The organism is Streptomyces phaeofaciens, from assembly GCF_014648915.1.
Lineage (GTDB): Bacteria > Actinomycetota > Actinomycetes > Streptomycetales > Streptomycetaceae > Streptomyces > Streptomyces phaeofaciens.
In genome coordinates this window covers 144,843-170,168 of record NZ_BMSA01000025.1, presented here as the reverse complement: position 1 = coordinate 170,168, position 25,326 = coordinate 144,843, and the positions used below count along the sequence as shown (strand labels likewise).

Annotated in this window: 21 protein-coding genes and 2 pseudogenes; 12 read left to right on the top strand and 11 right to left on the bottom strand. The window is 69.3% G+C overall.

What is annotated here, in order from left to right:
* A pseudogene (locus IE275_RS34125) lies at window positions 1–158 on the bottom strand (lytic transglycosylase domain-containing protein); the annotation flags it as partial.
* Window positions 159–706: 548 nt separating this feature from the next.
* Between IE275_RS34125 and IE275_RS34120 the strand changes: the two are divergent.
* Together IE275_RS34120 and IE275_RS34115 are read left to right on the top strand one after the other, a co-directional pair.
* Window positions 707–1,714: an endonuclease/exonuclease/phosphatase family protein gene (locus IE275_RS34120; RefSeq protein WP_189716392.1), complete on the top strand. Its 1,008-nt coding sequence runs from the start codon at window positions 707–709 to the stop codon at window positions 1,712–1,714.
* Window positions 1,715–2,022: 308 nt separating this feature from the next.
* Window positions 2,023–2,412: a hypothetical protein gene (locus IE275_RS34115; RefSeq protein WP_229870867.1), complete on the top strand. Its 390-nt coding sequence runs from the start codon at window positions 2,023–2,025 to the stop codon at window positions 2,410–2,412.
* A gap of 127 nt (window positions 2,413–2,539) precedes the next feature.
* On the opposite strand, the gene IE275_RS34110 is transcribed toward IE275_RS34115, so the two are convergent.
* Entirely contained in the window at window positions 2,540–3,145 is a 606-nt protein-coding gene (locus IE275_RS34110) for an NADPH-dependent FMN reductase (RefSeq protein WP_189716390.1), read from the bottom strand.
* 152 nt (window positions 3,146–3,297) lie between these two features.
* On the opposite strand from IE275_RS34110, the gene IE275_RS34105 reads away from it, so the two are divergent.
* Complete coding sequence (locus IE275_RS34105) at window positions 3,298–4,146, top strand: helix-turn-helix domain-containing protein (RefSeq protein ID WP_189716388.1); 849 nt, start codon at window positions 3,298–3,300, stop codon at window positions 4,144–4,146.
* A gap of 262 nt (window positions 4,147–4,408) precedes the next feature.
* Complete coding sequence (locus tag IE275_RS34100; RefSeq protein WP_189716386.1) at window positions 4,409–5,215, top strand: SDR family NAD(P)-dependent oxidoreductase; 807 nt, start codon at window positions 4,409–4,411, stop codon at window positions 5,213–5,215.
* A 159-nt stretch (window positions 5,216–5,374) separates the two neighbouring features.
* On the opposite strand, the gene IE275_RS34095 is transcribed toward IE275_RS34100, so the two are convergent.
* Entirely contained in the window at window positions 5,375–5,983 is a 609-nt protein-coding gene (locus IE275_RS34095) for a PadR family transcriptional regulator (protein ID WP_189716418.1), read from the bottom strand.
* Window positions 5,984–6,068: 85 nt separating this feature from the next.
* On the opposite strand from IE275_RS34095, the gene IE275_RS34090 reads away from it, so the two are divergent.
* The 3 genes from IE275_RS34090 to IE275_RS34080 all read left to right on the top strand — a co-directional run bounded on the left by IE275_RS34090 (window position 6,069) and on the right by IE275_RS34080 (window position 10,593).
* On the top strand, window positions 6,069–6,746 hold the full coding sequence (locus tag IE275_RS34090) for an ABC transporter ATP-binding protein (RefSeq protein ID WP_229870865.1): 678 nt from the start codon (window positions 6,069–6,071) through the stop codon (window positions 6,744–6,746).
* Window positions 6,747–6,751: 5 nt separating this feature from the next.
* A complete protein-coding gene (locus tag IE275_RS34085) occupies window positions 6,752–9,565 on the top strand; it encodes an FtsX-like permease family protein (RefSeq protein WP_189716381.1) in 2,814 nt (937 codons plus the stop codon).
* 191 nt (window positions 9,566–9,756) lie between these two features.
* Window positions 9,757–10,593, top strand: a complete 837-nt coding sequence (locus IE275_RS34080; protein WP_189716379.1) for a maleylpyruvate isomerase family mycothiol-dependent enzyme — start codon at window positions 9,757–9,759, stop codon at window positions 10,591–10,593.
* A 108-nt stretch (window positions 10,594–10,701) separates the two neighbouring features.
* On the opposite strand, the gene IE275_RS34075 is transcribed toward IE275_RS34080, so the two are convergent.
* The 6 genes from IE275_RS34075 to IE275_RS34045 all read right to left on the bottom strand — a co-directional run bounded on the left by IE275_RS34075 (window position 10,702) and on the right by IE275_RS34045 (window position 19,076).
* Entirely contained in the window at window positions 10,702–11,163 is a 462-nt protein-coding gene (locus IE275_RS34075; RefSeq protein ID WP_189716377.1) for a pyridoxamine 5'-phosphate oxidase family protein, read from the bottom strand.
* Window positions 11,164–13,328: 2,165 nt separating this feature from the next.
* The gene (locus IE275_RS34065) at window positions 13,329–15,977 is read right to left on the bottom strand and encodes a tetratricopeptide repeat protein (RefSeq protein WP_189716375.1); all 2,649 of its coding nucleotides are present in this window, start codon (window positions 15,975–15,977) and stop codon (window positions 13,329–13,331) included.
* 87 nt (window positions 15,978–16,064) lie between these two features.
* Window positions 16,065–16,394, bottom strand: coding sequence for a hypothetical protein (locus tag IE275_RS34060; protein ID WP_189716373.1), 330 nt, complete (start codon window positions 16,392–16,394; stop codon window positions 16,065–16,067).
* 210 nt (window positions 16,395–16,604) lie between these two features.
* Complete coding sequence (locus IE275_RS34055; RefSeq protein WP_229870862.1) at window positions 16,605–16,967, bottom strand: hypothetical protein; 363 nt, start codon at window positions 16,965–16,967, stop codon at window positions 16,605–16,607.
* A 975-nt stretch (window positions 16,968–17,942) separates the two neighbouring features.
* Window positions 17,943–18,110, bottom strand: a complete 168-nt coding sequence (locus tag IE275_RS34050) for a hypothetical protein (protein ID WP_189716371.1) — start codon at window positions 18,108–18,110, stop codon at window positions 17,943–17,945.
* 501 nt (window positions 18,111–18,611) lie between these two features.
* The gene (locus tag IE275_RS34045; RefSeq protein ID WP_308435728.1) at window positions 18,612–19,076 is read right to left on the bottom strand and encodes a hypothetical protein; all 465 of its coding nucleotides are present in this window, start codon (window positions 19,074–19,076) and stop codon (window positions 18,612–18,614) included.
* Between the two features lie 346 nt (window positions 19,077–19,422).
* On the opposite strand from IE275_RS34045, the gene IE275_RS34040 reads away from it, so the two are divergent.
* Window positions 19,423–20,106 carry a TetR/AcrR family transcriptional regulator gene (locus IE275_RS34040; RefSeq protein ID WP_189716367.1) on the top strand — a complete coding sequence of 228 codons (684 nt, stop codon included), beginning with the start codon at window positions 19,423–19,425 and terminating at the stop codon, window positions 20,104–20,106.
* 87 nt (window positions 20,107–20,193) lie between these two features.
* Here IE275_RS34040 and IE275_RS34035 read toward each other — a convergent pair whose 3' ends face one another.
* Together IE275_RS34035 and IE275_RS34030 are read right to left on the bottom strand one after the other, a co-directional pair.
* The gene (locus IE275_RS34035) at window positions 20,194–20,337 is read right to left on the bottom strand and encodes a hypothetical protein (protein ID WP_189716365.1); all 144 of its coding nucleotides are present in this window, start codon (window positions 20,335–20,337) and stop codon (window positions 20,194–20,196) included.
* A gap of 179 nt (window positions 20,338–20,516) precedes the next feature.
* Window positions 20,517–21,167 (bottom strand): NAD(P)H-dependent flavin oxidoreductase, encoded by a 651-nt coding sequence (locus tag IE275_RS34030; RefSeq protein WP_229870859.1) that lies wholly within the window; start codon window positions 21,165–21,167, stop codon window positions 20,517–20,519.
* A 474-nt stretch (window positions 21,168–21,641) separates the two neighbouring features.
* Between IE275_RS34030 and IE275_RS34025 the strand changes: the two genes are divergently transcribed.
* From IE275_RS34025 to IE275_RS34015, 4 genes and pseudogenes are all read left to right on the top strand, one after another.
* Complete coding sequence (locus IE275_RS34025; RefSeq protein ID WP_189716363.1) at window positions 21,642–22,454, top strand: SDR family oxidoreductase; 813 nt, start codon at window positions 21,642–21,644, stop codon at window positions 22,452–22,454.
* Window positions 22,455–22,515: 61 nt separating this feature from the next.
* A pseudogene (locus IE275_RS47125) lies at window positions 22,516–22,648 on the top strand (CoA transferase); the annotation flags it as partial.
* A 243-nt stretch (window positions 22,649–22,891) separates the two neighbouring features.
* A complete protein-coding gene (locus IE275_RS34020) occupies window positions 22,892–24,034 on the top strand; it encodes an acyl-CoA dehydrogenase family protein (protein WP_189716361.1) in 1,143 nt (380 codons plus the stop codon).
* A 41-nt stretch (window positions 24,035–24,075) separates the two neighbouring features.
* Complete coding sequence (locus IE275_RS34015; protein ID WP_189716359.1) at window positions 24,076–25,290, top strand: acetyl-CoA C-acetyltransferase; 1,215 nt, start codon at window positions 24,076–24,078, stop codon at window positions 25,288–25,290.
* The last annotated feature ends 36 nt before the right edge of the window (window positions 25,291–25,326 follow it).

Here is a 25,326-nt window from a genome sequence, read left to right as displayed (position 1 = left end):
ATCTTGTGCGCGATGGCCTGGGCCTGGGAGGCGGACGACGTGGTCGCCGCGTGGGCCGGGGCGGCGGTCATGGCGATGCCGGCGGAGGCGGCGGCCAGGGCGACGGCGGTGACGGCCTTCTTCGGGCTGGCGATGCGGCGGATGATCGAGACGGACACGCAGAACCTCTTTCTTTGGGAACAGGACAGTCGCTTGCATGCGGAAGTCACGCGGTGCGTGGCCGCGCCGCGTGGTGTGCGGTGGGTGGCTGCATGCCTCGGCGCCGGGGCCCGGGGGCTCGTCGGCGCCGTGCGACGTCATCCAGACAAGCAGCCCGGGAGGGCGTCCGCAAAGACCCCTTTTGCTAGTTGTGGTCGTATTCGCGAACCGGGCCGTCCGTGTGAGCTGGCTCTCAATGCGCAGGTCAGAGGTGGTTATGGCATGGGCATGGCGTCCGATATGCCCTACGAGGGTGGGTAGTAGGTGAGGTGGGTCATGTGCGGTGCTTCACCGGCCGGCGGTCGTCGAAGGTGACCGCGGTCTCGAACGCGGCCCGCCGGGTGGCTCTGCGTAGTGCCTTGAGCACGGCCGGACCGACGGTGAGGTGAGGACGACCCGGCCCAGGGTCTTCGGGAGAGTGCTGCTCGGTGTTCATGGCGTGACGAAAGAACCTGATGCGCGAGGTTGCTCGTCCTGGAGGGCAGGAGCAAGGGCGAAGGGCGTGCGGATGAGTGAGCGGAGTGCGGTGAAGGCGGCGACACCACCGAGGGTGAGGTGGTGCTCCGCGGGCGGGCACGTTCAGGGCTGGTCGTCCCGGACGCGGGGGCGGGTGCTTGCCGCGCTGGCGGTGCTGACAGCGGTGCTCCTGGCGTTTCATCGGCTCGTTCCGAATGCCCCGGGGCACCTGGGCAGTCTGCTGGAATCGTTCCTGCCCTGGTCCGGCCTGGTGATCGTGGTGCTGCTCGGCCTGGCGCTGCTGCGCCGCTCGGCGCTCGCGCTGGTGGCCCTGCTCCTGCCGGTGGCGGCGTGGACGTACCTCTTCGGGGGGCTGCTGCTGCCGGGGGCGGAGCCCGAGGCGCACGATCTCGTCGTGGTGCAGCACAACGTGAGCGACGAGAACACCGACCCTGCGGGCACGGCCCGCGCCCTGGCCGATGCCGAGCCCGACCTCATCGCCCTGGAGGAGCTGGTGCCCGCCGCGCTGCCCGTCTACGAAACGACCCTCGCCCCGCGCTACCGGTACCACGCGGTGATGGGCACCGTCGGGCTCTGGTCGAAACACCCGCTCACCGACGTACAGAAGGTGGACATCAAACCCGCTGGGATCACCGAGCCCTGGAGTCGCGGACTGCGGGCCGTGGTCGACACACCGCACCGTGAGATCGCGGTGTACGTCGTGCACCTGCCCTCTGTCCGCGTTCAGGTGTCCGGCCTCGCCTCGTCCTGGCGCGACGAAAGCGGCGGCTTGCTGGGCAAGGCCCTCGCCGCCGACACATCGCACACGGTGATACTCCTCGGCGACCTCAACGGCACGGTCGACGACCGTGGACTGGCCCCGCTGACCTCACAGTTGAACGTATCGGCGCGGGGCTTCGCCTTCAGCTACCCCGCCGCGTTCCCGCTGGCCCGGATCGACCAGATCATGGCCCGCTCGGCGACCGTCGGTCGCATGCGTACCTTGGCCCCTACGGCCAGCGACCACCTTCCGGTCATCGCCGGGATCACCCTGGGCTGAGGGAATTCTCTGAGGAGCTGAGGCCGTCCCGTACGTCCCGCGCGCGTCGAGGGCCCGGTGATGCCACGTTGGCCAGAAGTTGCCGGAAGGCGGCAGAGTTCGGCCGAGTTTTGCTGCCGGAAGTTGCCGCTCACGTCAGGCGGCCAGGTGTATACGATCACTCGAGCAGTCTTCGCCGATTGACGGGCCAGTCAATTCAGAAGCGCGTCGACTCGAGATGGCAGCGGCCTGGGGAGTTCGTGATGCGCCGCCAAGCTCATGCATATCAGAAGATCACGTCGTGTTTCGCCTGAGGAGGAGCTGCGATCATGTCTGCCCATCTGACCACAGAAGGCTGGTGGTCGATCGCGGCCGGCGTCACCGTCGTCTACATGGGTGCGATGCACTGGTGCATGCCGACGCCGAAGGCAAGGCGGAGCATGTTTGTCGCCCCGCTGGCCGGCTGGATATTTCTGTTGCCCAACGCCGCGATAAAGGGCTATTCCGTCTCGCACACCCTGTTTATCTACAGTGGTGTCCTGGTGATGTTCATCGTGATGCTGGTGCCGGTCGCGAAAAAGGTCGCTGCCGACATTGCGGAACAGGAACAGAAACCCTGGGACAAGGTGCCGCTCAATGCTTTTTCCTTGTACTGGATGGTTGGATCGGCCACGGGTTGCGTCGCGGCAGTGGCCTACCTGTGGCCGTTCCTTGCATAGCGGACGATAGACGGCGACCTGCGACCTGCGACTCCGGGCGGGGCGCGGGGCCCCGGCCGCGCGGACACCCTTCATCAGGAGACCGGTGTCGGCCCGAACCGGGACGGGAGCGGGCTGCCGAGGAGGGCTACCGGTCCGCGAGCTGCGGGCGGTCGCGGCGGGCGTCGTGGAGGACCGAGCCCCACCAGAGCAGCTGATCGAGCATGGCTCCGGCGGCTTCCTCGGGGCCGTGCGGGTCCCGGAGCGTGCCGTCGGGGGAGAAGAGGAGGTAGTAGCTGGGGAAGGCGACATAGTCGCGCACGGTGTGGGCGTGCAACTCGTTGAAGACCTGGCGCAGTTGCTCGATCGCCAGCAGACCACCGCTGAGGCCGCTGTAGCCGACGAAGCCGATCGGCTTGGCGTTCCACTGGGTGTAGTGCCAGTCGATGGCAGCCTTGAGGGATGCCGGGAAGCTGCGGTTGTAGTCGGGCGTCACGATGACAACCGCGTCGGCGGCGTCGAGCCGCCGGGTCAGTTCGGCCATGCCCTCGGGGCGCGGTAGGTCGGGCTGCAGGGCCGGCGGTGTGGACGGCAGCGCGAGCGGGAGGTCGACGTCCGCCAGATCGATCAGGTCGATCGTGAACTCGTCGTGCCGCTTGGCCTGTTCGACGAACCAGTCGGCCACCACCGGGCCGAAGCGGCCCTCCCGGACACTGCCGACGATCACTACGAGATTCAGTCGTGCGTTGGACATGGTTGTGCCTTCTCCTACGGAGGGATCGGTGCTGCCCCAAGGCCGGGGCGTGAGCTTCACGGTGCCGGACGGGCCGCGGACGAGGGAGGCCGGGCGGAGGGTGGTAGCGGCAGGGCCACGATTGCCGAGGAGGCCGGTGTTAGGTTCGTGGAATGAGCGACAACGAGCTCGGCCTCTTCCTGCGGCTGCGCCGGGAAGCCGTCACACCGGCCGAGGTGGGACTCCCCACAGGGCCGCGCCGCCGTACGCCGGGACTGCGCCGCGCGGAACTGGCGACGCTCGCCGGGGTGAGCGTCGAGTACGTCACCAGGCTGGAGCAGGGGCGGGACCGCAGGCCCTCGGCGCAAGTGCTGGCGGCCCTCGCGGACGCGCTGCTGCTCAGCCCCGGTGAACGGGTCCATCTGCACCGGCTCGTCAAGGGTGCCGACCCCGGCTTCAGTTGCAGGGGCGGGGCGGGGCCGAACAGGTCGGTCAGGCCCACGGTGCGGGCCCTGCTGGAGGGGCTGGAACCGGCGCCCGCGGTACTGGTGAACCGGCTGAGCGAGATCCTGGCCTGCACGGACGGATACCGTCGGCTCGCCGAACCGCTCGGCCTGCTGGACGGCGCCCGGCCCAGCCTCGCCCGCTTCGTCTTCACCGACCCGCGGGCACGCTCGGTCTACCCGGACTGGAACACGGTCGCCGACGAGCAGGTCGCGGCCCTCAAGCAGGGGCCGGGGCAGGCCGACGTTCATGTCGGCGCTCTGATGGACGAGTTGACGGTGTCCTCCGGGGAACCGTTCGCCGGCCGGCTGCGGACGCTGCCGGGGCTGCCGCGGGCGAACGGGGTGGTGCGCATGGTCCACCCGGAGGCGGGGGAGATGCGGCTGGCGTACGAAACGCTCGACCTGCCCACCGACGACGACCAGCAGCTCGTCGTCCACCTGCCGGCCGACGACGCGAGCGCCGCCGTACTCGACCGCCTCACCGGCCGCCGCCCCGGAGCCCTGCGGGCGGTCTGAGCGGTACCGCCGACACCTGCGTCAACGAGCCTTTTCCAGCCGCCCGTTGAGCGGTCCGGAAAGGGAGGGCGACGGGTCCCGGCACGGCGAGCGGGCGCGCACGCTCGCTGTCCTGGCTGCTCCTGACCCGCTGACCAGCCACGGAGCCGGCCCCGAGACGGCCGCGGAAGAAACATGCCCTGTCTCGAAGTCGTCGGGGACGGTTCGCCGGGATCTAGGCTCGGTTGTGCTTCGTGATCCCGGAGGAGGGTGCTGAACAGCGGTGATGGACAAGCGAGTGGTCATCGTGACCGGTGGAGGTTCGGGGATCGGGGAGGCGACGGCCCGGCTGCTGAGCGAGGGCGGCCACCACGTGGTCGTGTCCGGCCGGCGGGGCGAGCCCCTGCGGCGCCTCGAAGCCGAGACCGGGGTACTGGCCCATCCGTCCGACGTGGGGGACCCCGAGGCGGCCGACGGTCTCGTCCGGGCGGCGCTGTCCGCCCATGGACGACTCGACGGACTGGTGCTCAACGCGGGCATCGGGCGCGGTGGAGCCGTGGGCGACCTGTCGTTGGAGGACTGGGACGAGGTGATGCGCACCAACCTCACCGGCCCGTTGATGCTGCTGCGGGCGGCTCTCCCGCACCTGTTGGAGGCGGGCGGGGCCGTGGTCGGTGTGGCTTCGGTGTCCGCGCTGCGCAACGGCACGAGCAATGCCCCGTACGCCACTTCCAAGGCGGCCCTGCTCCAGCTCTGCCGCTCCGTCGCCGTCGACTACGGGCGTCAGGGCGTGCGGGCCAACGTCGTGTGCCCCGGCTGGGTACGCACCGAGATGGCCGACCGGCGTATGACGCGTTTCGTGGAGGAAGCGGGCCTTGAGGGTGGTGTCGATGCCGCCTACGAAGCGGCGACCGCGCTCGTGCCCATGGGCCGGCCGGGCGAACCGCGTGAAGTCGCCGAGGTGATCGACTGGTTGCTGTCCCCGGCGGCGTCGTACGTCAACGGTTCGGTCCTCACCGTCGACGGCGGCGCGACGGCCCTCGATCCCGGGACCCTCGGGTTCGACTTCCGCATCACCCGACGCGGCTAGGAACTGTTTCTCGGCCCGCACGCCGCCGGAACGGACGCCGCTTCATGCCCAGAAGGGGGGTCGCCGGCGAGGCGTCCGTCGGTGTCGCGGTGCCCCGATCCGTCCCGTGACGCCGGCCATGGGGCTCGGCCGGCACGCTCCGACGGCATCCGGATGCCGTCAGCCGCTCTGTTCGCGCGGTGCTTGCTCCGGGAGTCGTTCAGGATGTTCGAGGGGAACCTCGCGGCCCGACGCTCCCGGCTTCGGCTCGGTGAGCGGCGCGAGCCGTTCGACGGCACCCTCGACGAGGCCCAGGTCGGCCTTGGTGTGGGCGATGGCCGCGTCGAGCAGGAGGCAGACCAGCGGATCCGCGGTGTGGGTGCGCCGTAGCCGTGACAGTCCGGCGAGTTCGGAGAGATAGGTCGTGCGCTGCGCCGTGACGAAGTCCTCCAGGGCGTCGGAGCCGAGCACGGAGGCGCCGAACAGCTTCAGGAACAGTTCGTCGCGGAACCCGCCCGTGCGTACCCACGCGCTGGTCGCCCACTGCCGCACCTCCTCCTGCCCGGCGGAGGTGAGCCGGTAGAGCGTCTTGTCCGGCCGGTCCGGCTGGGCCACCTGGGACCGGGTCACGCAACCGTCGCGGACCAGCCGGTCCAGGATCTGGTACAGGTGGCCGATGTTGAGGCCGCCCCACTGTGGACCGATGGCTTCCTCGAAGCGGCCCTTGAGCTCGTAGCCGTGACTCTCGCCCTCGGTCAGCAGGGCGAGCACGGCGTGGTGCAGCGGCAATTTACACACCTCCTGGATTGTGACAATGTACCGCTGCATTGTCGCAATGCAGGAGGAGTGATCAGTGGGCGTGAGGTTGACGGGTGTGACCCGCCGATATCCGGGGCTGGTCGCCCTGGACGCCGTCGATCTGACGATCGACGACGGCGAGGCGGTCGCGGTCACCGGCCCCTCGGGTTCCGGGAAGTCCACCGTGCTGCACCTCATCGGCGGCATGGACCGGCCCGACGAGGGAACCGTCGAAGTCGACGGAGAGGAGCTGGCACCCCGCCGGCTGGACGCGCACCGGCGCCGTATCGGATTCGTCTTCCAGCGCTTTCACCTGCTGCCCGCGCTCACGGTGCTGGACAACGTGCTCGCGCCGGTGCTGCCCCGCCGGGTGGACTTCGACCGCAGGGCCAGGGCCATGGAACTGCTGGAGGCGGTGGGTCTCGCGGCCCGCGCCGACGCACTGCCCTCCGAACTCTCCGGCGGCCAGCAGCAGCGCGTCGCCATCTCCCGCGCACTGGTCAACCGGCCGGGCCTGCTCCTCGCGGACGAGCCGACCGGCAACCTGGACAGCGCGACCGGCCGGGAGATCATCGACCTGCTGCTCTCGCTCAGGGAGCGCTACGGAATGACGCTGCTGGTCACCACGCACGACCCCGAGGTCGCCGTGAGCTGCGACCGGATCGTACGGCTGCGTGACGGCCGTGTCGTCGCCGACGAACAACTGACCCCCGCGACCGACGTGTTCGACCGTCTCGGAGGCCTGCGCCCGTGATCGGCATGATCCTCTCGCAACTGTGGCGCCGCCGTTCCCGCGCCCTCGGCCTCGCCGCCGGCATCCTGGTCGCCGCCACCAGTTTCACCCTGCTCACCTCGACGGTCACCACCAGCCAGGCCCACACCACCGGCCTGGTCGAGAACACCTCCCGTTCCGCCTACGACATCCTCGTCCGCCCACCCGGCACCGGCACCGCCGTGGAACGCGACCGCGGCCTGGTCGAGGCCAACTTCCTGTCCGGGATCTTCGGCGGCATCACCCTCGCCCAGTACGAGCGGATCAAGAACCTCGCGGGCGTGGAGACCGCCGCACCGGTCGCCAACGTCGGCTACCTCATGGTGCAGAGCACGGTGCCCGTCGACGTCTCCGCCTTCCGCGACAGTGACGCCCCCGCCCAACTCCTGCGTCTCACCCCGACGTTGAAGGCGGGGCTCGGCACCTACCCGGTCGCCGACCAGTACATCTACCTGACCCGCAACCCGATCGTCACCTACAAGGAGTGGAACGAGGAGGACAACACCTGGCCGGACCTCCAGCACGAGATCGCGGGCGACGACACGTACGCGGTCTGCTGGTTCTACAACGAGGACAAGCGCGGAGACACGTTCGACAGCCTCGGAGAGCGCCTGCCCCAGCCCCTCTTCCAGTGGAACCGGACCCCGAAGACGGCGTTCACCCCCGACGCCCGCTCGCACATGACCTGCGTACCGGGCGACGGCAAGGCCACCGCCCAGGTGCCGGTCGCCTTCCCGGTGCTGCTCTCGGCGATCGACCCGGTCGCGGAGAACGATCTGGTCGGCCTGGGTTCCGCGGTCACCTCCGGCCGTATGCTCACCGCCGGGGACAAGCCGTTCTGGGGGCCCGACGCCTTCGACCTGAACCCCGTGGAATCCGAACGCCAGCACGACTGGCAGATCCCGGTGTTGCTCAGCAGCCGCGCACTCACCGCCGGCACGATGAAAGCCACGGTGGAACGGCTCGACGTCGGTGATCCCGGCGGCCTCGCCGCGAAGCTGAGCAGTCCCCAGGCGCACGACTTCGTCAACGCCCTCAACGGCACGGACATCGGCGGGGCGGCCGCCGACCTCGGCGCGGGCTTCCGCACCATCGCCGGCGCCGGCGACCTCGAGGTCCCCGTGTACTGGACCGTCGGTCCCGTCGGCTACGAGGACAGCGGAGACGGCCTCGTCGCCCGGACCCTCCCCGCCCAGCCGGACGGCCTGTGGAAGACCAACTGGGACGACGACCTGGTGCCGTACGTCCCCGAGGAGAACCAGGGCACCCAGTACCGCGACGTCACCGCCCATGCCTCCACGACGTGCATGAACACCCAGTTCTGCGAGCGCGAAGACGCCGGCCGCGGCGCCACGCCCGTCCTGAACATCGTCGGCCGGTACGACACCGACGACCTGCGCGGCTTCTCCACCCTGTCTCAAGTCCCCCTGGAGACCTACCGTTCCCCCCAGGTCACCGGCGCCGACCAGACCTCCCGCGACGCGCTCGGCGACCGGCCGCTGCGCCCCGACCGCAACCTCGGCGGCTATCTCAGCCCGCCACCCACCCTCCTCACCACCCTCGACTCGGTCTCCGTCCTCACCCACAGCCGGAGAAAGCCCACCGCTCAGGAGAAGGCACCCGTCAGCGCCGTCCGGATCCGGGTGGCCGGAGTGACCGGGGTCGACACCGCCTCCCGGGCCCGGGTCAACGCGGTCGCCGGACAGATCCGCGCCGCCTACCCGAAGCTCCAGGTCGACGTCACGGTCGGCAGCTCACCCGCCCCGCAGACCGTCGCCCTGCCGCGGAACGTCAAGGTCACCGAGTACTGGGTCGCCAAGGGCGTCGCCCTGAGGATCCTGCGGGCCGTCGACACCAAGAGCGCCGTGCTCTTCGGCCTGGTCCTGGTGGTCTGCGCACTCTTCCTCGCCCAGGCCGCGCTGGCCTCCGTACGCGCGCGCCGCACCGAGATCGGCACCCTGCGCTGCGTCGGCTGGAGCGCGTCCGAGATCCTGCGCCTCATCCTCGGCGAACTGGCGTTGATCGGACTCGCCGCGGGTACCCTCGGCGCCCTGCTCGCCTATGGCCTGGGCGCCCTGCTCGGCCTGCCCACCTCGGCGGCGAAGGCGTCCCTCGTCCTGCCCGTCGCCCTGCTGCTCGCGACGGCCGCCGGTGCGCTGCCCGCGTGGCGGGCGACGCGGGTGCAGCCACTGGACGCGGTCACGCCCCCGGTGACCGGCACTCGCCGCACGGCCACCGTGCGCACCGTCGTCGGTCTCGCGCTGAACAACCTGCTGCGCACCCCCGGCCGAACCGTGCTCGGCGCGGCCGGGCTCGCGCTCGGTGTGGCCGCGTTCACCGTGCTGCTCTCCCTCACCCTCGCCTTCCGCGGCGAGGTGGCGGGCTCGCTGCTCGGCAACGCCGTCGTCGCCCAGGCCCGTACCGCCGACTACCTCAGCGTCGCCCTGTCGCTGCTGCTCGGCGCGGCCGGCGCCGTGGACGTCCTGGTCCTCTCCCAGCGCGAGCGGGCCGCCGACCTCGCCGTCCTGAGCGCCTCCGGCTGGTCGAAACGCGAACTCGGCCGCCTCGCCCTGTACGAAGGGGCCGGGCTCGCCCTCCTCGGCGGCCTCACCGGCGCCTTCGTGGGGTTCGGCACGGTCCTCGCGGTGGGCCAAGGGCTGTGGCATGGACGGCTTTTGACGATGACGAGTGCCGCGCTCCTGGCGACCCTGGCCGGCGTCGCCCTCGTCTGCGGAGTGCTCTCCCTCTGCATCCGTGCGCTGCACCGCGTGGCCCCTGCCCACCTGCTGGCCAGGGACTGACGGAGGCGACCCCAGCCCGCGGACCACGGATGGGCCGCGCATCGCCTGCGGGAACACGGCGTTCTCGCAGGCGGCGCGATCGACACCACACCGTGCGCGTCGCGCCAGGGCTTGTCGCGCGCGCTCGATTCTGATTGGGTTCGGCGCGCCGGACACGCGAGGGACGCGGCCGGCGGGAGGGAACAGGCAGCATGCGGCCTACGGCGCAGCAGGACATTCGCGGGCCTCTGCCCGAAGGGCTCGTACGAGCGATACGTGGGACTGCCGGTGACATCGCCACGCTGCTGAACAGCGCCTCCGACACGACCGTTCCCGTACCGGACTCGGAGTGGACGGTCGGCGAGGCGGCCGCCCATCTGGCACTGGCCAACGAGCTGATGGCCGACCTCGCGGCCGGGCACGAACGCCCCTACGGCGACGGCACGCCGCAGAGTCTCGCCGCTGCCAACGAACAGTCCCTCGCCACGTTCGGGGAGCGTGGCGCGCAGCCGCTGGCGTCGATGATCACCGAACAGGCCGACGCATTCCTCGACGCCACAGAACGGGTCGCGGCGGACGAGAGCGCCGACGGCCCGACACTCGTCACGCCGCTCGGTCCCATGGACCGGCACGTTCTCGCGTCCTACCTGCTGACGCACATGCTGGGCCACGGCTTCGACCTCGCGCGCGCACTGAAGCGCCCGCACATGATCGACCGCGACCGGGTCGGGCTGTGCATGCCGTTCATGCTCTCGGCCATGCCCCGGGTCGTCGACACGGCCGCGATCGCGGATCTGGCCGTCCACTACGCCATTCGCCTCCGGGGCGGCACGGCGTTCGGCGTCAGCCTGGGCGACGGCGCCGTACACGTGTCCCCGACCCCGATGGAACGTCCGGACTGCACCATCCTGATCGAACCCGTGACCTTCCTCCTCATCGCGCTGGGCCGTCGCAATCCCTGGCGGGCCATCGGGCAGGGACAGGTCCTCGCCTGGGGACGCAAACCCTGGCTCGCGCCCCGCTTCCCGACCCTGTTCACCGCGCCCTGATCCCGCCCCTGCCGAGCGGTCGGCGCGTTCCGCCATGAGGAAATTTCCAGCGGACCACCACACCTGTCGACCGTGATCCGACAGAGGCGCGCCGGCGAGGGACGGTCGTCATCCCAGCCACATCCCGTCACGCATGATGACTCTGCCGCGTAGTTCCGGCTCGCCGCGCCAAGCGCGCACAGTCCTCGGGACCACGCGTACATACAGAAAGGAACCCTCTTCCACGCGAGGGTCCCACCCGAACTTGTCGGCGAACGCCTCCGCTGCGTCTGCGGGCACCTCCCGGTCCGGGAAACACTCCGCCTCCCCCTGGAGAAGCACCACGTCGAAGGTGTCCGGCAGCGCCAGGCACACGCGCGGCTCCTCGCGGACGTTCCGCGCAGTCACGGAAGCGGCGCTGGTGCACATCCACACCGCTCGCCCGTCCCACAAGAACCACAGCGGCACCTGGTGCGGCCCGTGATCGGGGTGAGCCGTCGACACCCACACATCCCGTTCGTTACCGAGCCGCTCCCACGCGTCGCGCATACGCTCCGCCGTCCGGCGACGAACGATTCCCGTGGTCTCCATGCGGACGACCCTAGCCAAGCAGGTGCGAGGCCCGCATGAGGCGCAGGACCTACTCCCAGCGACCGATGAAGCCCTCGGCATTTTGGCTCGGAGCTACCGGCTTCGGTGCTCAGGGTGACCGGCCGAAGTGTTCAGTCGCAGTTGTCTCCTGTCACGGCCGGCTCGTGGTCGCGCCTGGTGGCTGGGTCGCCAGGCATGACTCCGTCTGGCGAGTAAGCAGGCCAGATCGTCGAGGCCTTGCGACCATGATGGTCGGCTGCGTGGCAATCCAGGTCTGCCGGCGTCATTGACACCACCCCGGCAGGCGGCAAGGGCACGAGCCATGGGAAGTCCGCCGATGGTTACGCTGATCGCGCTCTCCCCTCGGCTCAGCCGCTCTTGACGACGAGCCCGGCTCTGACCTGAGGCCACGTGGTGTTGATGGAGCAGTCCTCGGTAGCCCCCAACAATTGATCCACTTCTCTGAGTCCTGGGCGTTCGCGTTCCCGCAACCCTTGCAACCCCTGCCCCAACCCCGGTAGGACGCCGGGGTCCGTCGGCGCGCCCGGATCCTGCTCGAGGCCGTGACAGCGCTGCCCGCGGTCGAACGGCCCGCCCAGGCGGCACAGTTGCGCCGGGCCCTGGTCGAAGCCAGGGAAGTGGTTCTCGCCCGGATTCCGACTGCCGAGTGATCATCCGGGCAACCGCGCCGTGCGGGTAGCCGGGCTGTGGTGGCACGGCACGGGCGGCGCCAGGGCAAGTTCGGGGGGTGGGGGTGTCGGCGGAACCATCGCTGTAGTTCCCGGTGCCGGTACTGGTACGCGGGCCCGCTGTACCGAAGCAGCCCTGCGGCCACCGCCCAGTCCAGGAACACACCGAGACGAAAAGGCAGACGACCGCGCGACCAGATCAGGAACACCGTATAGCGGCGCGAAGCCCATCAGCCGGACGCGATCCCGGCCATGACGCCGAGCGCGAGCCCGGCCTTGATCCCGAATGCGATCAAGGCCGATGTCACGGCAGGGAACCTGGTTCCGATGCCGATCCCGGCTGCGGCTGCGGCTGCGGCTGCGGCTGTGGCTGTGGCAGTGGCAGTGAGGATTCTGCCTGTCCGAGTGGTCCAGAACCGATACTTCATGCGTCGGGGCCGGGCGGCCCGGGACAGCACATAGTCCGGCCGTCATCGCAAGCATTGCCACGACCAACCGCTCGGAGGAGTTCTGAGCGAAGGGCATCGCGATGAGGACGGCGAGGACCGCGACGAGGACGTCGCTGGTGATCACGCGGGCGCGTCCGGCGAGGGGCCACAGCCTGTGCAGGACCAGGTCGGTGGCCTACGCCGGACTGCGGAGTGACTCCGCGGGAGTGGACCCCGCCCGGGCGCCCTTTGCACTTCACCAGGCCGTACGGCGGGTGCGTGACGGCCACGGCCTACGAGCGGGTTCCAACTGGCGCACGACACCTCTGCTGTGGGCTGCTTACCTGCACGCCAGAGCCTGAGCTTGGCTCTGTGGGGCCGCTCGGCTTTCGGTTGCTTGTCATCACGGAGGTGGACCAGTGTCGCGGGCGTATGTGACCGTGAGATTCCCGAGGAGCGCAAGCTGTCGGTCCGTCCCCGCCCAGGAGTCGAGGTCCCGGTGTCGAACCGCGCGGGCCGGTAACCCCGTTGGTTCGACGACGATGTGGGGACGCGACCACCGTGACGGTCTTTGGAGGGACGAGAACTTCGTCCGGCGGGTATCCGCGCGACGGGCGGGGCCCTGGCCTGCCCGCAACAACGGCAGGGGGTGTGCCCGGCCACAAGGCTACGACTCGCTCACCTGCGGCGATGGTTGCGCAAGCGGGGAATGGGGCACCGTCTCGCCCGCGGGGGAGTTGAGTGCAGGGGTTGAGGCGTCACCGTTGGACCGTCCAACGGGCCGGCGACCTCGTCGGGATCGGCGCCGTTGGCCGGCAACCGGGCCAGGTCTCCGCATCGTCGTGCTCGACATGGTGATGGGCGGGTGCCCAGTAGTCATTCCCCAGGGCATACAACCACCATCGCAACCCGCCTGCCAGCGACTGTCTCTTTGACCATCACCCATTGAGATGACGTCTAGAACACGGCCAGCCGCGTTCTCCACCACACGACCATGCTCAAGGGACTAGTGCGATCATTCGTCGACGACCCGGCTCTGCGTGAGCTGTCATGTACGGTCCCCGGAGTCGCGGTCTGACCTGTCAGGTACATTCGCGCGTTGTCTCCACTCAGTCAGGCTGTGCGCAGTAGCGTGAGTTTGGGGGTGGTTGCCACCGAGTACCCGTTGCCGATCGGCAAGAAGTTGCTGAAGCGCCTTCCAGGCGCCCACAGGGTCTCCCGCTTCTCCCTGCCAGCGGGCCAAGTTGTGTCGGGCAGTGAGAGTGTGTGGGTGATCTTTGCCCAGAATTCTGGTCATGTCGGGCAGGAGCTTATCGGTCGCAGCGGCGGCGCCAGCGGGATCTCCGTTCTCTCCCTGCCAGCGGGCGAGGTTGCCGCGGGTTGCCAGGGTTTCGGGATGGTCTTCCCCCAGCACTTTGATGGCGTCGGCGAGTAGCGCTTCGAAGCCGCCCACTGCACGCGACAGTTCTCCCGCCTCCCCTTGCCAGCGCGCAAGGTCCCCCCTGGTCACCAGGGTTTCCGGGTGATTGTTGCCCAGGACTCGTTGCCTGTCAGCCAGCAGTTGCTCGAACGCGGCTGCGGCACCGGCGCTGTCTCCCGCCTCTCCCTTCCAGCGGGCAAGGTTGGCTCGCGCAGAGAGAGTCTCAGGATGATCCTTGCCGAACACTCGTGCTTCGTCTGCAAGTAGTTCCTGGCATGCCTCCACTGCTCCGGCGATGTCACCGGACTGCCCACGCCAATAGGCCAGGTTGTGGCGGGTGGTCAGTGTTTCGGGATGATCCGGGCCAAGTTCACGCTCCTGGTCCAGCAACAAGTCCTCGTAGGCAGACACCGCGCCTGCCACGTCGCCGGCCTCCCCTGTCCAGCGCGACAGGTTTCCTCGAGCAGCGAGGGTGTTCGGATGGTATTCGCCAAGCACCCTGGCTCGGTCGATGCACAACTGCTCGAATGCAACGATCGCGCCTCTCACGTTGCCGGATCGGCCTCGCCAGTAAGCCAGATTGCCTCGTGCGGCAAGAGTGTCGGGTCCATCGATGCCGAATCGGTGAGTGGTAGTGTCCACCAGACGTTCGAAGTGCTGCACGGCTGCTGTGACTTGCCCGGCGTCTCCAAGGCTCCTACCGGCGCGATAGAGCACTTCATGGGCATCGGGTTGGTACAGCGCCTCATCCGCACAATGAGTAAGAGTTTCCACATTCGCACGTAGATCTTGGACAGAGGTCGCATGACGTCCGAACTCGGGCCACACAGCCAACAGGGCGTCAGCAGCGACGCGGGCAACCCGTGTGAGCTCGTGCGACGCAAAGGGCGACCGGACTGCCCGTTGAATGAGCTGATGAACGCGCACTTCTTCGATGTCGCCAGCGCGAACGTGATCGATGAGACTGAGGCGATGCAGGGCCCTCAGCGCGCCGATCACCTCATCCGGTGTCGTCAGTTGCCGTACGGGAGTGCACCACTTGACCAGCAGCGCCAGCCACCGCCTGGCCCTCGAATGGCGCCGGGTTCGATAGTCGGTCAAGTAGTCGAGAACAGGTTGACTGGTGAGTACGCACTGAGGAATTCCGTTGGCATCCAACACGGCGGCAAGGTTGAGCACGGGCCGGGCAAGACCTACGGGCCGGATGGAGTCGGCGCGGTCGACGGACAACGACCACGCCGCGGCCCAGGGATCATCCTGACCATCGGGCAGCCGCTCCGGGACGGTGTCTGCGAGCAGCGTGCCCCGGTCTGCCAGTAGAGAACGGTACGCTTCCGTATCCTTGCCGGAGTCGGCCAGGTAGGCGGCGGCTTGGGCCAGGGCCAGAGGAAGGTGCCCCAGATCATGGGCGAGCGCCTGTAGTTCCCGGGTCGTTTCACTTCGGTTGTGGTCGGCCAGGGAAGCGCGGAGATATTCGGCCGCTTCGGTATCGGTGTAGACGCCGACTTTGATGAGGTGACGTCCACCACCCAAGAGGGCAGCGTCGCGTCGACGGGTCGTGACCAAGGTTTGGCCGTGTGGGCTTGCAGGTGGCCATAGGCCTTGCAAGTCGTCAGGATCAACCAGGTCGTCCAGGACGACAAGCCATCTGCACGCCTGCCCTCCGGCCTTCGGTGTCAGCCACGCGACGAAGGCGCGTGCCGCTTCCTCGGAATCATCGCGGTCTGCCCGGCACAGGTCCCGACCGGCTCGAGCGTAGCTCGACACCACGCTCAAGCGGGTGCTGGCGGTGATCCATACAAGGACGTCCAGATCGCCGGTGTCCCAGGCTGCACGGGCATAGTCAGCGGCCAGCTGAGTCTTGCCCACACCGCCCATGCCAGCGAGTACCTTGCCAGGAATGTCTCCGGACTGCTCGCTCTGATGAAGGACAGCAGTTCCTCCGCCCTCCACTGCCGAGCGGAGGAGGGCTGCTTCCGGACGCTCTTGGAAGGCTTGTGCACGCGGGGGGATGACACCCACTTGGTGAGGCCATGGGGCGGGTTCCCGGGGAGTTCTCTGCTGAATGATGTTGAGCGTGCTTGCGCTGACATGGTGAACATAGCCTGTGTTGGAGAATGCGCCTTCGGACGCGTTTGATTCGCCTGTGCCGACCACCAGAACCGTGCGGACCGCAGCGGTGTCACCTTGCTGTGAAGCACTACGGAGGGAATTAGTTGGCGCGCCTTCTCCTGAAGGAACTAGTGCGGTGCCAGATGCCCTGGCTTCCAGGTTCATCTGAGGCCTGGACTGACGCTTTCTTCTTGGGATCACGTGTCGCTTTCCCGCTTCGTGCACACGTTTCGTCCTGGTCGGCTGTTGCCATCAGGTGTAGTCGATGCCGCTGACAGTACTGCTGCCTTCTGCGGTGGCCGTGACTCGTTCAGTGCTCTCGGACTTCACTGATGCTCGATGCAGTCCCCCGCGGGCAGAACCTGTAGATGCAACACCTGTTCCATGGTGAAGCGGGGCCGCCTGCGTCATGGACGCACGATTGAACAGGGCCCAGACCAACAGCGTGATCCCCAGGGAGGCTTGTCCGCCGGCGGCGAGCAGTCTGACACTGCTCACACTCGCCAGCAGCCAGATGATGGGGGCGGAGATGACCAGTAGGAATGCGGTGAGCAGCACCGCAACCCGCGCAAAAGATGACATGGCTACCCTCCTCTCGCACGCCGCACCAGACAGGACCTATATATCTTCATGTTCTCATCGCATCGGCGCTCGAACCCCTTTGAGTGGCAAATAGCCCTGTGTCGCACTGCACCCCAACCACTTACACCCCACAGAGCGCCTCCATGGTGCCAGCACTGCAAGGCAGCCCCCATGGCTGAGGGGGTACCCGTCAAACACGAGGCCGGTGTCTCACTCGCTGTAATCGATGCCGCTCACCGAACGGCTACCGCCGCCCTTGGCCGTCGACTTGCCCGTGGTCTCTGCGGTGGCGGCGCCCTCGCCATCCCCACCGGGGCGCCGGATGCCCGTGATGGCGGCACCTCCGTCCTCGGTCTGCGCATCCCCCGTGAAATTCACGGTGTCTGTGGGGCCGTGTTCGGGACGCCGGAGAATAGCCCACAGCAGAGCCAAGACCCCCGCAGCCGCCTGCACCGAGGCGCCCACAAACTGTCCCGTCTCAGGGCCGTCCAGCAACCAGAGGAATGGCGTGGATACAACAACCACAAGCGCCACGCCGATGACTACGACTTTCTTCCACCCCTGCAACGCCACTACTACCCCCTGCCTTGCGGGTCTCCGCCCGTTCAGTGAAGTGACAACACGTCTGACTGCGGAATCGCCCATTGGTTGAAACGACGCCCAGGCGCGGCCCGTCCAGTATCCGGCCCCGGCAACGCCTTGCACACTGGAACATATTTGCGGCTTGTCATCGGTTCGGGTCGCACGTCTACCGGGTGCTGCAACTCCTCGAACCTGCTCTTGCTGTCCTGGCCACGCACCCCGGCATCGACTCCCGCGCGCCGAGTGACCACTTGGCCGATCGCCGGCTGTTCCACGGGCTTCGGCCGCCAGCCGGCAGCCACCGTGCCGGCCTGTCGCAACCAGGCCGTCGTCACCGCCCGCCGCCCCGAGGACGTCAAGGACCTCGTCGACACAGCCCCCGACCGGGCTCTCGGGCCGGGCCTGCCCCGCACGCGCGCCTGCCGCAGGGGCGCCATCGTCAGCTTCTCCTCCATCGGCGGCTGCGTTTCTTCCCGGCCGTCGGCTACGACAACGCCAGCAAGTCGGCCGTCGTAGGACTCTCCGAGGCCCTATGGCACGAGGTCGAACCCGTTGGCATCAAGGTCCTGTCGGCCGATCAGGGCCGTTCCGTATCGAGTGGGCCGGCCGCTCCGCGCACGAGACCCTGTCCGCCCGCGAGATCGCCGACCACGCCACTACGGTGGGCGCCGCCCGTGCCTCGTTCCGTGAGAACACCGGGAGCGAGCCCGGCGACCCGGCCCGTGCCGCCGCAGCGATCGTCACCGCGGTCACTGCCGACAACCCAGCGGCTCCTGCTCGGCAGCCTCGCCTACGACGTTTGCGTTGGGAGAGCTCGATGAGCTGCGCGCCGAGAACCACGTAATCACCCTGTGTGAGCTCTCAGACGAATGCGAGCCGGGCGGGAGTGGCTTCGAGCCTCCCCGCGTCTCGGCCTTGCCCGACAGGGGGCGCTGTACCCGCCGGGGAGCGGATCCTCCATGCGAATCAGTGGGCGGAGACCGGGACTTCGGCCTGCTTCCGGGTGTCCTGGGAGCCCGCCGCCCTGGCCCGCCCTCCACCGTTGATGAGGGTGAAGGCGTACGGTGAGGCCAGTGCCAGGACTCTGGTGGCCCATGCATAGCCGTGGACGGCGGCCTCTGCCGGTGTGTGCACCACCGGGGGCTTGCGGCCAGTCCGACAGGCGGGCAGGGGTGTCAGGAGTCGGGCTGCTCCGAGCCGGCACGGGCGGACATGCTCGGGCGATACGCGGGCCGGGGGGCCCGGCAAAGGGAACCGCACCTCGGGGGATCGGATCGGTACCCGCCCGCACACCATGCACCGGAAACCGGCAACGGTGATGGATGCGCGCCGGGACCGATCCACCTGGCTTCGGATCTTCGCTGCGCTCCGGATAGGCGCTGTCGCCCGGGTCACGGTGGGCCGCACCTGTCGGGCGCCGTCGGCCGGCGCACGCCTCGCCGCGGTGATTCACCGCCGGTAGCCGACCGAGCGCCTGTGCCGGTGGGCCACGACGAGGCTCGCCCGCCCCGTCCGTCGGGTGCCTGACGTCGCATCGTGCCGCGTACGGCCGAAGCCGACATGCCGAAGCCGGCGGTCCGGACGGTTACATGGTTCGACGACGTCGTGGCGGGCGCTGGTGGAGGCCCCGCCGGGTCAATGTCCGGCAGCCGCCTTCACCAGGGCCACCGCCACACCGATCGCGGCGTCCGCGAGGCCGGCCAGTACCGCCCCCAGGGCGCCGCCTCCCATGCGCAGCCCGCCCAGACAGCCCCACAGGAAGAGAGAGATGACGCTGACGCCCGCGGCCACGGTCAGCGCGGTGTCCAAGGACAGGACGTCCAGCGCTGCCAGGCCGATCAGTACGGCCGGGCCCGCGGCGCACGACAGCAGGGGGCTGCTGACGTACAGCATGCGGCGCAGTTCGTGACCGGTGGCGAGGTGGCCGTGGATCGTGCGGTGCGCCTGCTGGTCGGCGACGAACGCCGCGAGCCACAGCCCCAGAGCGGTCGTCAGCACCGTGGCGACGGCGCCGAGGGAACTCACCTCGCCGAGGGACAGGCCCACCACCACGGCGATCATCGTGATGGTCGCGTAAATGCGCTCCTTCAGGCGGTCCACCAGAACACCGGCATCGGTGCCAGGCGGCAGATCTGAGCGTCGGTCGTCCGCCACCTGGTGCCCCTCAGCTGTCACGGGACACCGGTCGGCGTCCTTGCCCGTCCGTCGCGGCGCGCGGGGTGCGGCGCCACGGTCACGGGCACCAGCATGCATCGGGCCGTGACCCGAAACCGGCAACCACGAGCGGGTGGCCGGAGCCATGTTCCGGGGGGCGAGACGGCGGCGGGCGGTGGTGAACCGCCACGCTCTCGGTCGGCTCGGCGGGTACGGCCACCGCGCCACCCCCGAGCGGTCGCGGCAGAGCGCCACGTCAGGGGCTGGTTCGGGACATGCCATGATTGTTCGTATGGGACGTCCCAGAACGAAGTCGGCCCCGAAGCTGCCGACCACCACGCGCGGTCGTCGTACGCGCGAAGGGCTGATCGTCGCCGGGCGGGAGATCCTGGAACGTCAGGGGTGGCCGGGCTTCACCCCCGAGGCCGTGGCACAGGTGGCAGGCGTTTCGTACGGGACGTTCTATACGTACTTCGAGTCGAAGGAAGACCTGCTGCACAGCGTTCTCCGGTCGGTCGCCGGTGAGATGTTCACGTCGAGCCTGGTGCCGCCGGACACGACCGACGACCCCTACACCCGGCTCGTGGAGTCGAACCGTCGTTATCTGCGCGCCTGGGACCGGGCGGCGAAGGTGGTGCGGATCGTGGAGCAGGGAGCGGTCGCGGACGAGGGGCTGCGCCAGATGGTCCTGGAGATCCGTGAGCTCTACGTCAGCCGTAGTACGGAGGGCATCAGGCGACTGCAGGAGGCGGGCCTGGCGAATCCGGGGCTGGAACCCAGGCTGACGGCCATCGCGCTGGGGTCGATGGTCGAACAGGTCGGCCATGTGATCGACACCCTGGCCGAGGCCTACGACGAGGACGCGGTCGTCGACCACCTGTCCCGTCTGTGGGCCGCCGCGATCGGGCTCCGGGGCGCACCGGACGAGGGATGGACAGCCGATCCTCGCGGCTCCGGCAGCGCGGCGGCGGGCTGACGAGCGGGACGTCCGGGCTGACGAGCAGGGCACCGCGCTCGGGTGGCGGAACGGGTCTGCCGGGCAGGCCCCGTCCCGCCCGTGGCGTCATCGGCCTTCGAAGCAGGGCTGCCGCTTGCCGAGGAAGGCGAGCAGCGCGTTCTGATGGTCGTGGGTCCCTCCGGTGAGCGCGATCCGTGTCGCCTCGTGTTCGAGGGCGGCATCGAGGGACGACTCCGATGCGAGGTTCACCGAGGCCTTGAGGGCCGCGAGTGCCTGGGTCGGCCCCGCGGCGAGGCCGGCGAAGGCGGAGCAGGTGGGTCCTGGTGTGCCGGTCGAGGCTGTTCAACCGGGCGGGGCGGTTGATCCGGATCGTCCGGACGCCGCCCTCCGAGAGTTGTGGACGATGTCCTTCGCGGTGCTGTCGACGATCATCTGCTTGTAGGCCTCCGATATGTTGGCCTCGATGGTCGACAGGAAGGCCGACCCGACGTACGCGAGGTCCGCGCCGGCGGCCAAGGGCCGCGAGGATCACGCGGCCGTGGGCGATGGCACCGGACATCAGCAGCGGGCCGTCGAACCACTCCCGGATCTCCTGGACGAGCGCGAAGGGTGACTGCGTACCCGTGGCCGCCGGCACCGGCGGCCACGGCGATGATGCCGTCGGCGCCCTTGTCGACGGCCTTGCGGGCGAACTCGTCGGTGGTGACGTCGTGCAGAACGATGCCGCCGTAGGAGCGCACGGCTTCGTTGATCTCGGGCCGTGCCCCGAGTGACGTGATCACGAGCGGCACCCGGTGCCGCACGATCACTTCCATGTCGTGCTCCAGGCGGTCGTTGGAGCGGTGCACGATCTGGTTCACCGCGAACGGGGCGACGACGGCGTCGGGGTGAGCGGCCGCGTAGGAGGCGTTCTTCTCCGTGATGCGGTCCAGCCAGTCGGACAGGAGCGACGCGGGCCGGGCGTTGAGCGCGGGGAACGAGCCGATCACGCCGGACCGGCACTGGGCGACGACCAGGTCGGGCCCCGAGGCGATGAACAGCGGCGAGCCCACGACGGGGAGCGTCAGAGGGCGGGACAAGGCGGGAGGCAATGGCACGGCGGATCCTTCGGCGGTCGTAGGCCGGGTCGTCGGTCGGGTCTCTTCAGTCGGTCCTCGGTCGGGCCTCGGTGACGGCATGAAGCCGGCGGAGGTGCGGTGCCCTCGACGGGCATGCCGGGCCGATTGTGCAACTAGTTGCACGATCGCTCAAGGGGCCCTCGCGGGACGCTTCCCCCCTCGTGCGGCTGTCGGCGGGCGCCGGCGCGCCGCATCCCCAGGTCAGGGCCCTGACGTACGCGAAACGGACTGACAATTTTGTCGAATGAGGCACTGGTCACAACGGACCTTCGCCCCCCTTGGGGCTCGCTTTCCCTGCTGGGCAAGGCCTCAACCGGCGCGATCCTGCACTTGACTATTTTGTCAGGTTGATTGAATCTGCCGTCACCGCACCGCACCGCGCCGATGAGCGGCGGAGTGGGTCACGTCGGAGCGCTCGCCCAGGGAGTCATGCGCATGGACATACAGTTCGATTTCAGCGGCAGGACGGCCGTGGTCTTCGGAGGAACGACCGGGATCAACCTCGCCGTCGCCGAGGCCTTCGCCGCACGGGGTGCCCGGGTGGCGGTGGCCAGTCGCAAGCAGGCCAACGTCGATGCCGCGGTGAAGCAGCTCGGCGCACACGGGGGCCCGGTCCGCGGCTTCGTGGCCGACGTACGCGACATGGAGTCGGTCGCAGCGGTCTTCGACGGCGTGCGCTCGCAGTGGGGTGCCGTCGACGTCCTGGTTTCCGGGGCGGCCGGCAACTTCCTTGCCGAGGCGCACGACCTGTCCTCGAACGGGTTCAAGGTCGTCGTGGACATCGATCTGAACGGCACGTTCCATGTGATGCGTGCCGGCCTCGAGCACCTGGCTCCCGGCGCCTCGGTCATCAACGTCACCGCGCCGCAGGCGTGGATCCCGGTGCGGTACCAGGCGCATGTGTGCGCGGCGAAGGCCGGGGTGGACCAGCTGACCCGGGTGCTGGCCCTCGAATGGGGTGGCAGGGGGATCCGGGTCAACGCGATCGCGCCGGGGCCGATCGCCGGGACCGAGGGCCTCTCGAGGCTCTCGCCGGGCGACGACCCGAACGGCGACAGGTCGGTGAAGAGCGTGCCGCTGGGGCGTTTCGGCACCCGGGAGGAGGTCGCCGACCTCGCGATGTTCCTGTCGTCGTCCGCGGCCTGCTACATCTCCGGGGCGGTCATTCCCTGTGACGGGGGTGGCTCCATGGAGAGTGTCCGTGCGATCGAGGAGGCCGGCCGCTTCCTTGCGTCGGCCGGACGATGAGTGACGTACGGCCGCCCGTGGGGGAGGGGCGGCATCCGCCGGTACCGGCCCGCCGGCCGGGGTGCGGGTGGTCGAACTCGCGGGCACCGGGCCCGGCCCCTTCGCCGCAGTGCTCCTGGCCGACCTCGGCGCCGGCGCCGTCCGCCCCGGCGGGCCTCGGCCTCGGCGTCGGTCCCGCCGCCGACCTCGGCAACGGCGGGTTCGCCCGCCGCCTCGGCATTGCGGAAGTCGCCGCCGCCCGCCGCGACTTCGCCGGTCGGCCCGAGCCGCGCAAGGCCGCCGGCCCGAGCCGCGCCAGGCCGTCGCCCACCGCTTCCGGGGTCGTAGCACCGCTTCCGGGGCCACACCCCGTACCCCCTGCCCGGCGCCGACACGCTGCCGGTGGCCCACGACCGGGCCGTTCCCTCCCCGCACCTCGAGATCCAGGAGCCTTCCCTGTGAAACGTCAGATCTACACCGCCGATCACGAGGCGTTCCGCGCGACCGTCCGCACCTTCCTGGAGAAGGAGGTGCTGCCCCACTACGAACAGTGGGAGAAGGACGGGATCGTCTCCCGCGAGGTGTGGCGCGCCGCCGGCCGGCAGGGCCTGCTCGGTCTCGCCGTCGACGAGGCGTACGGAGGCGGCGGGAACAGCGACTTCCGCTACAGCGCCGTCCTGGCTGAGGAGTTCGGCCGCGCGTACACGGCGGGCTTCGCCATCGGGCTGCACAACGACATGATCGGGCCCTATCTGACCTCGCTGGCGACCGAGCGGCAGAAGCGGCGCTGGCTGCCCGCCTTCTGCACGGGTGAGACCGTCACCGCCATCGCCATGACCGAACCCGGCGCCGGATCCGACCTCCAGGGCATCCGGACCACCGCCGAGGACCGCGGCGACCACTGGGTGCTCAACGGCTCCAAGACCTTCATCTCCAACGGCATCAACGCCGACCTGGTGATCGTGGTCGCCCGCACCACCCCGCAGGGCGGCGCGCACGGGATGTCGCTGCTCGTGGTCGAACGGGGCATGGAGGGCTTCGAGCGCGGCCGCAACCTCGACAAGATCGGGCAGAAGTCCCAGGACACCGCCGAGCTGTTCTTCCACGACGTCCGCGTTCCCAAGGAGAACCTGCTCGGCGAGCTCAACGGGGCGTTCATCCATCTGATGACGAACCTGGCCCAGGAGCGGATCACGATCGCGACGGCCGCCATCGCCGGCGCGGAACGCCTGCTGGAGATCACCACCTCGTACGTGAAGGAGCGCGAGGCGTTCGGGCGGCCGCTCGCCAAGCTCCAGCACGTGCGCTTCGAGATCGCGGAGATGGCGACCGAGTGCGCCGTCACCCGGACGTTCCTCGACCGGTGCATCGAGGAGCACACGAACGGGACGCTCGACGCGGTCCACGCCTCGATGGCCAAGTGGTGGGCCACCGAGCTCCAGAAGCGCGTCGCCGACCGCTGCCTGCAACTGCACGGCGGCTACGGCTACATGACCGAGTACCCGATCGCCAAGGCCTTCACCGACGGCCGTATCCAGACCATCTACGGCGGGACGACCGAGATCATGAAGGAGATCATCGGCCGCTCGCTGCTCGCCTGAATCCCTCCTCCCCTCACAGGACCCTTGAAAGGCGGCCTGACGTGAGTACCGAAGCGTACGTGTACGACGCGATCCGCACCCCGCGCGGACGCGGCAAGACCACCGGCGCCCTGCACGGCACCAAGCCGATCGATCTGGTCGTCGGCCTCATCCGGGAGATACAGGCCCGTCACCCCGGGCTCGACCCGGCGGCGATCGACGACATCGTCCTCGGTGTCGTCGGACCCGTGGGGGACCAGGGCTCCGACATCGCGCGGATCGCCGCGATCTCCGCCGGACTGCCCGACAGCGTCGCCGGCGTCCAGGAGAACCGCTTCTGTGCCTCCGGTCTCGAAGCGGTCAACATGGCCGCGGCGAAGGTCCGTTCCGGCTGGGAGGACCTCGTCCTCGCCGGTGGCGTCGAATCCATGTCCCGTGTCCCGCTGGGCTCCGACGGCGGCGCCTGGTTCTGCGACCCGATGACGAACCTCACCACCGATTTCGTCCCGCAGGGCATCGGCGCGGACCTCATCGCCACCATCGAGGGCTTCACCCGCCGTGACGTCGACGAGTACGCGGCACTGTCGCAGGAGCGCGCCGCGGAGGCCTGGAAGAGCGGCCGTTTCGCCCGCTCGGTCGTCCCGGTGAAGGACCGGACCGGGCTCACCGTCCTGGATCACGACGAGCACCTGCGCCCCGGGACCACCGCCGACTCGCTGGCGAAGCTCAAGCCGTCCTTCGCGGACATCGGCGAGCTCGGCGGCTTCGACGCGGTGGCGCTCCAGAAGTACCACTGGGTCGAGGAGATCGACCACGTCCACCACGCCGGCAATTCCTCCGGCATCGTCGACGGCGCCTCGCTCGTCGCGATCGGCTCCCGGGAGGTCGGCGAGCGGTACGGTCTCACCCCGCGCGCCCGGATCGTGTCGGCCGCCGTCTCCGGTTCCGAGCCGACCATCATGCTCACCGGCCCCGCGCCCGCCACCCGCAAGGCGCTCGCCAAGGCCGGTCTGACCATCGACGACATCGACCTCGTCGAGATCAACGAGGCGTTCGCGGCGGTCGTCCTGCGCTTCGCGCGCGACATGGGCGTCCCCCTGGACAAGGTCAACGTCAACGGCGGCGCGATCGCGCTCGGGCACCCGCTCGGCGCCACCGGCGCGATGATCCTCGGCTCGCTCGTCGACGAACTGGAGCGCCAGGACAAGCGCTACGGCCTGGCCACCCTCTGCGTGGGCGGCGGCATGGGCATCGCCACCGTCGTCGAGCGCGTCTGACCGTCCCGTCCGAACCCCCGTTGTGGAGCACTCCTG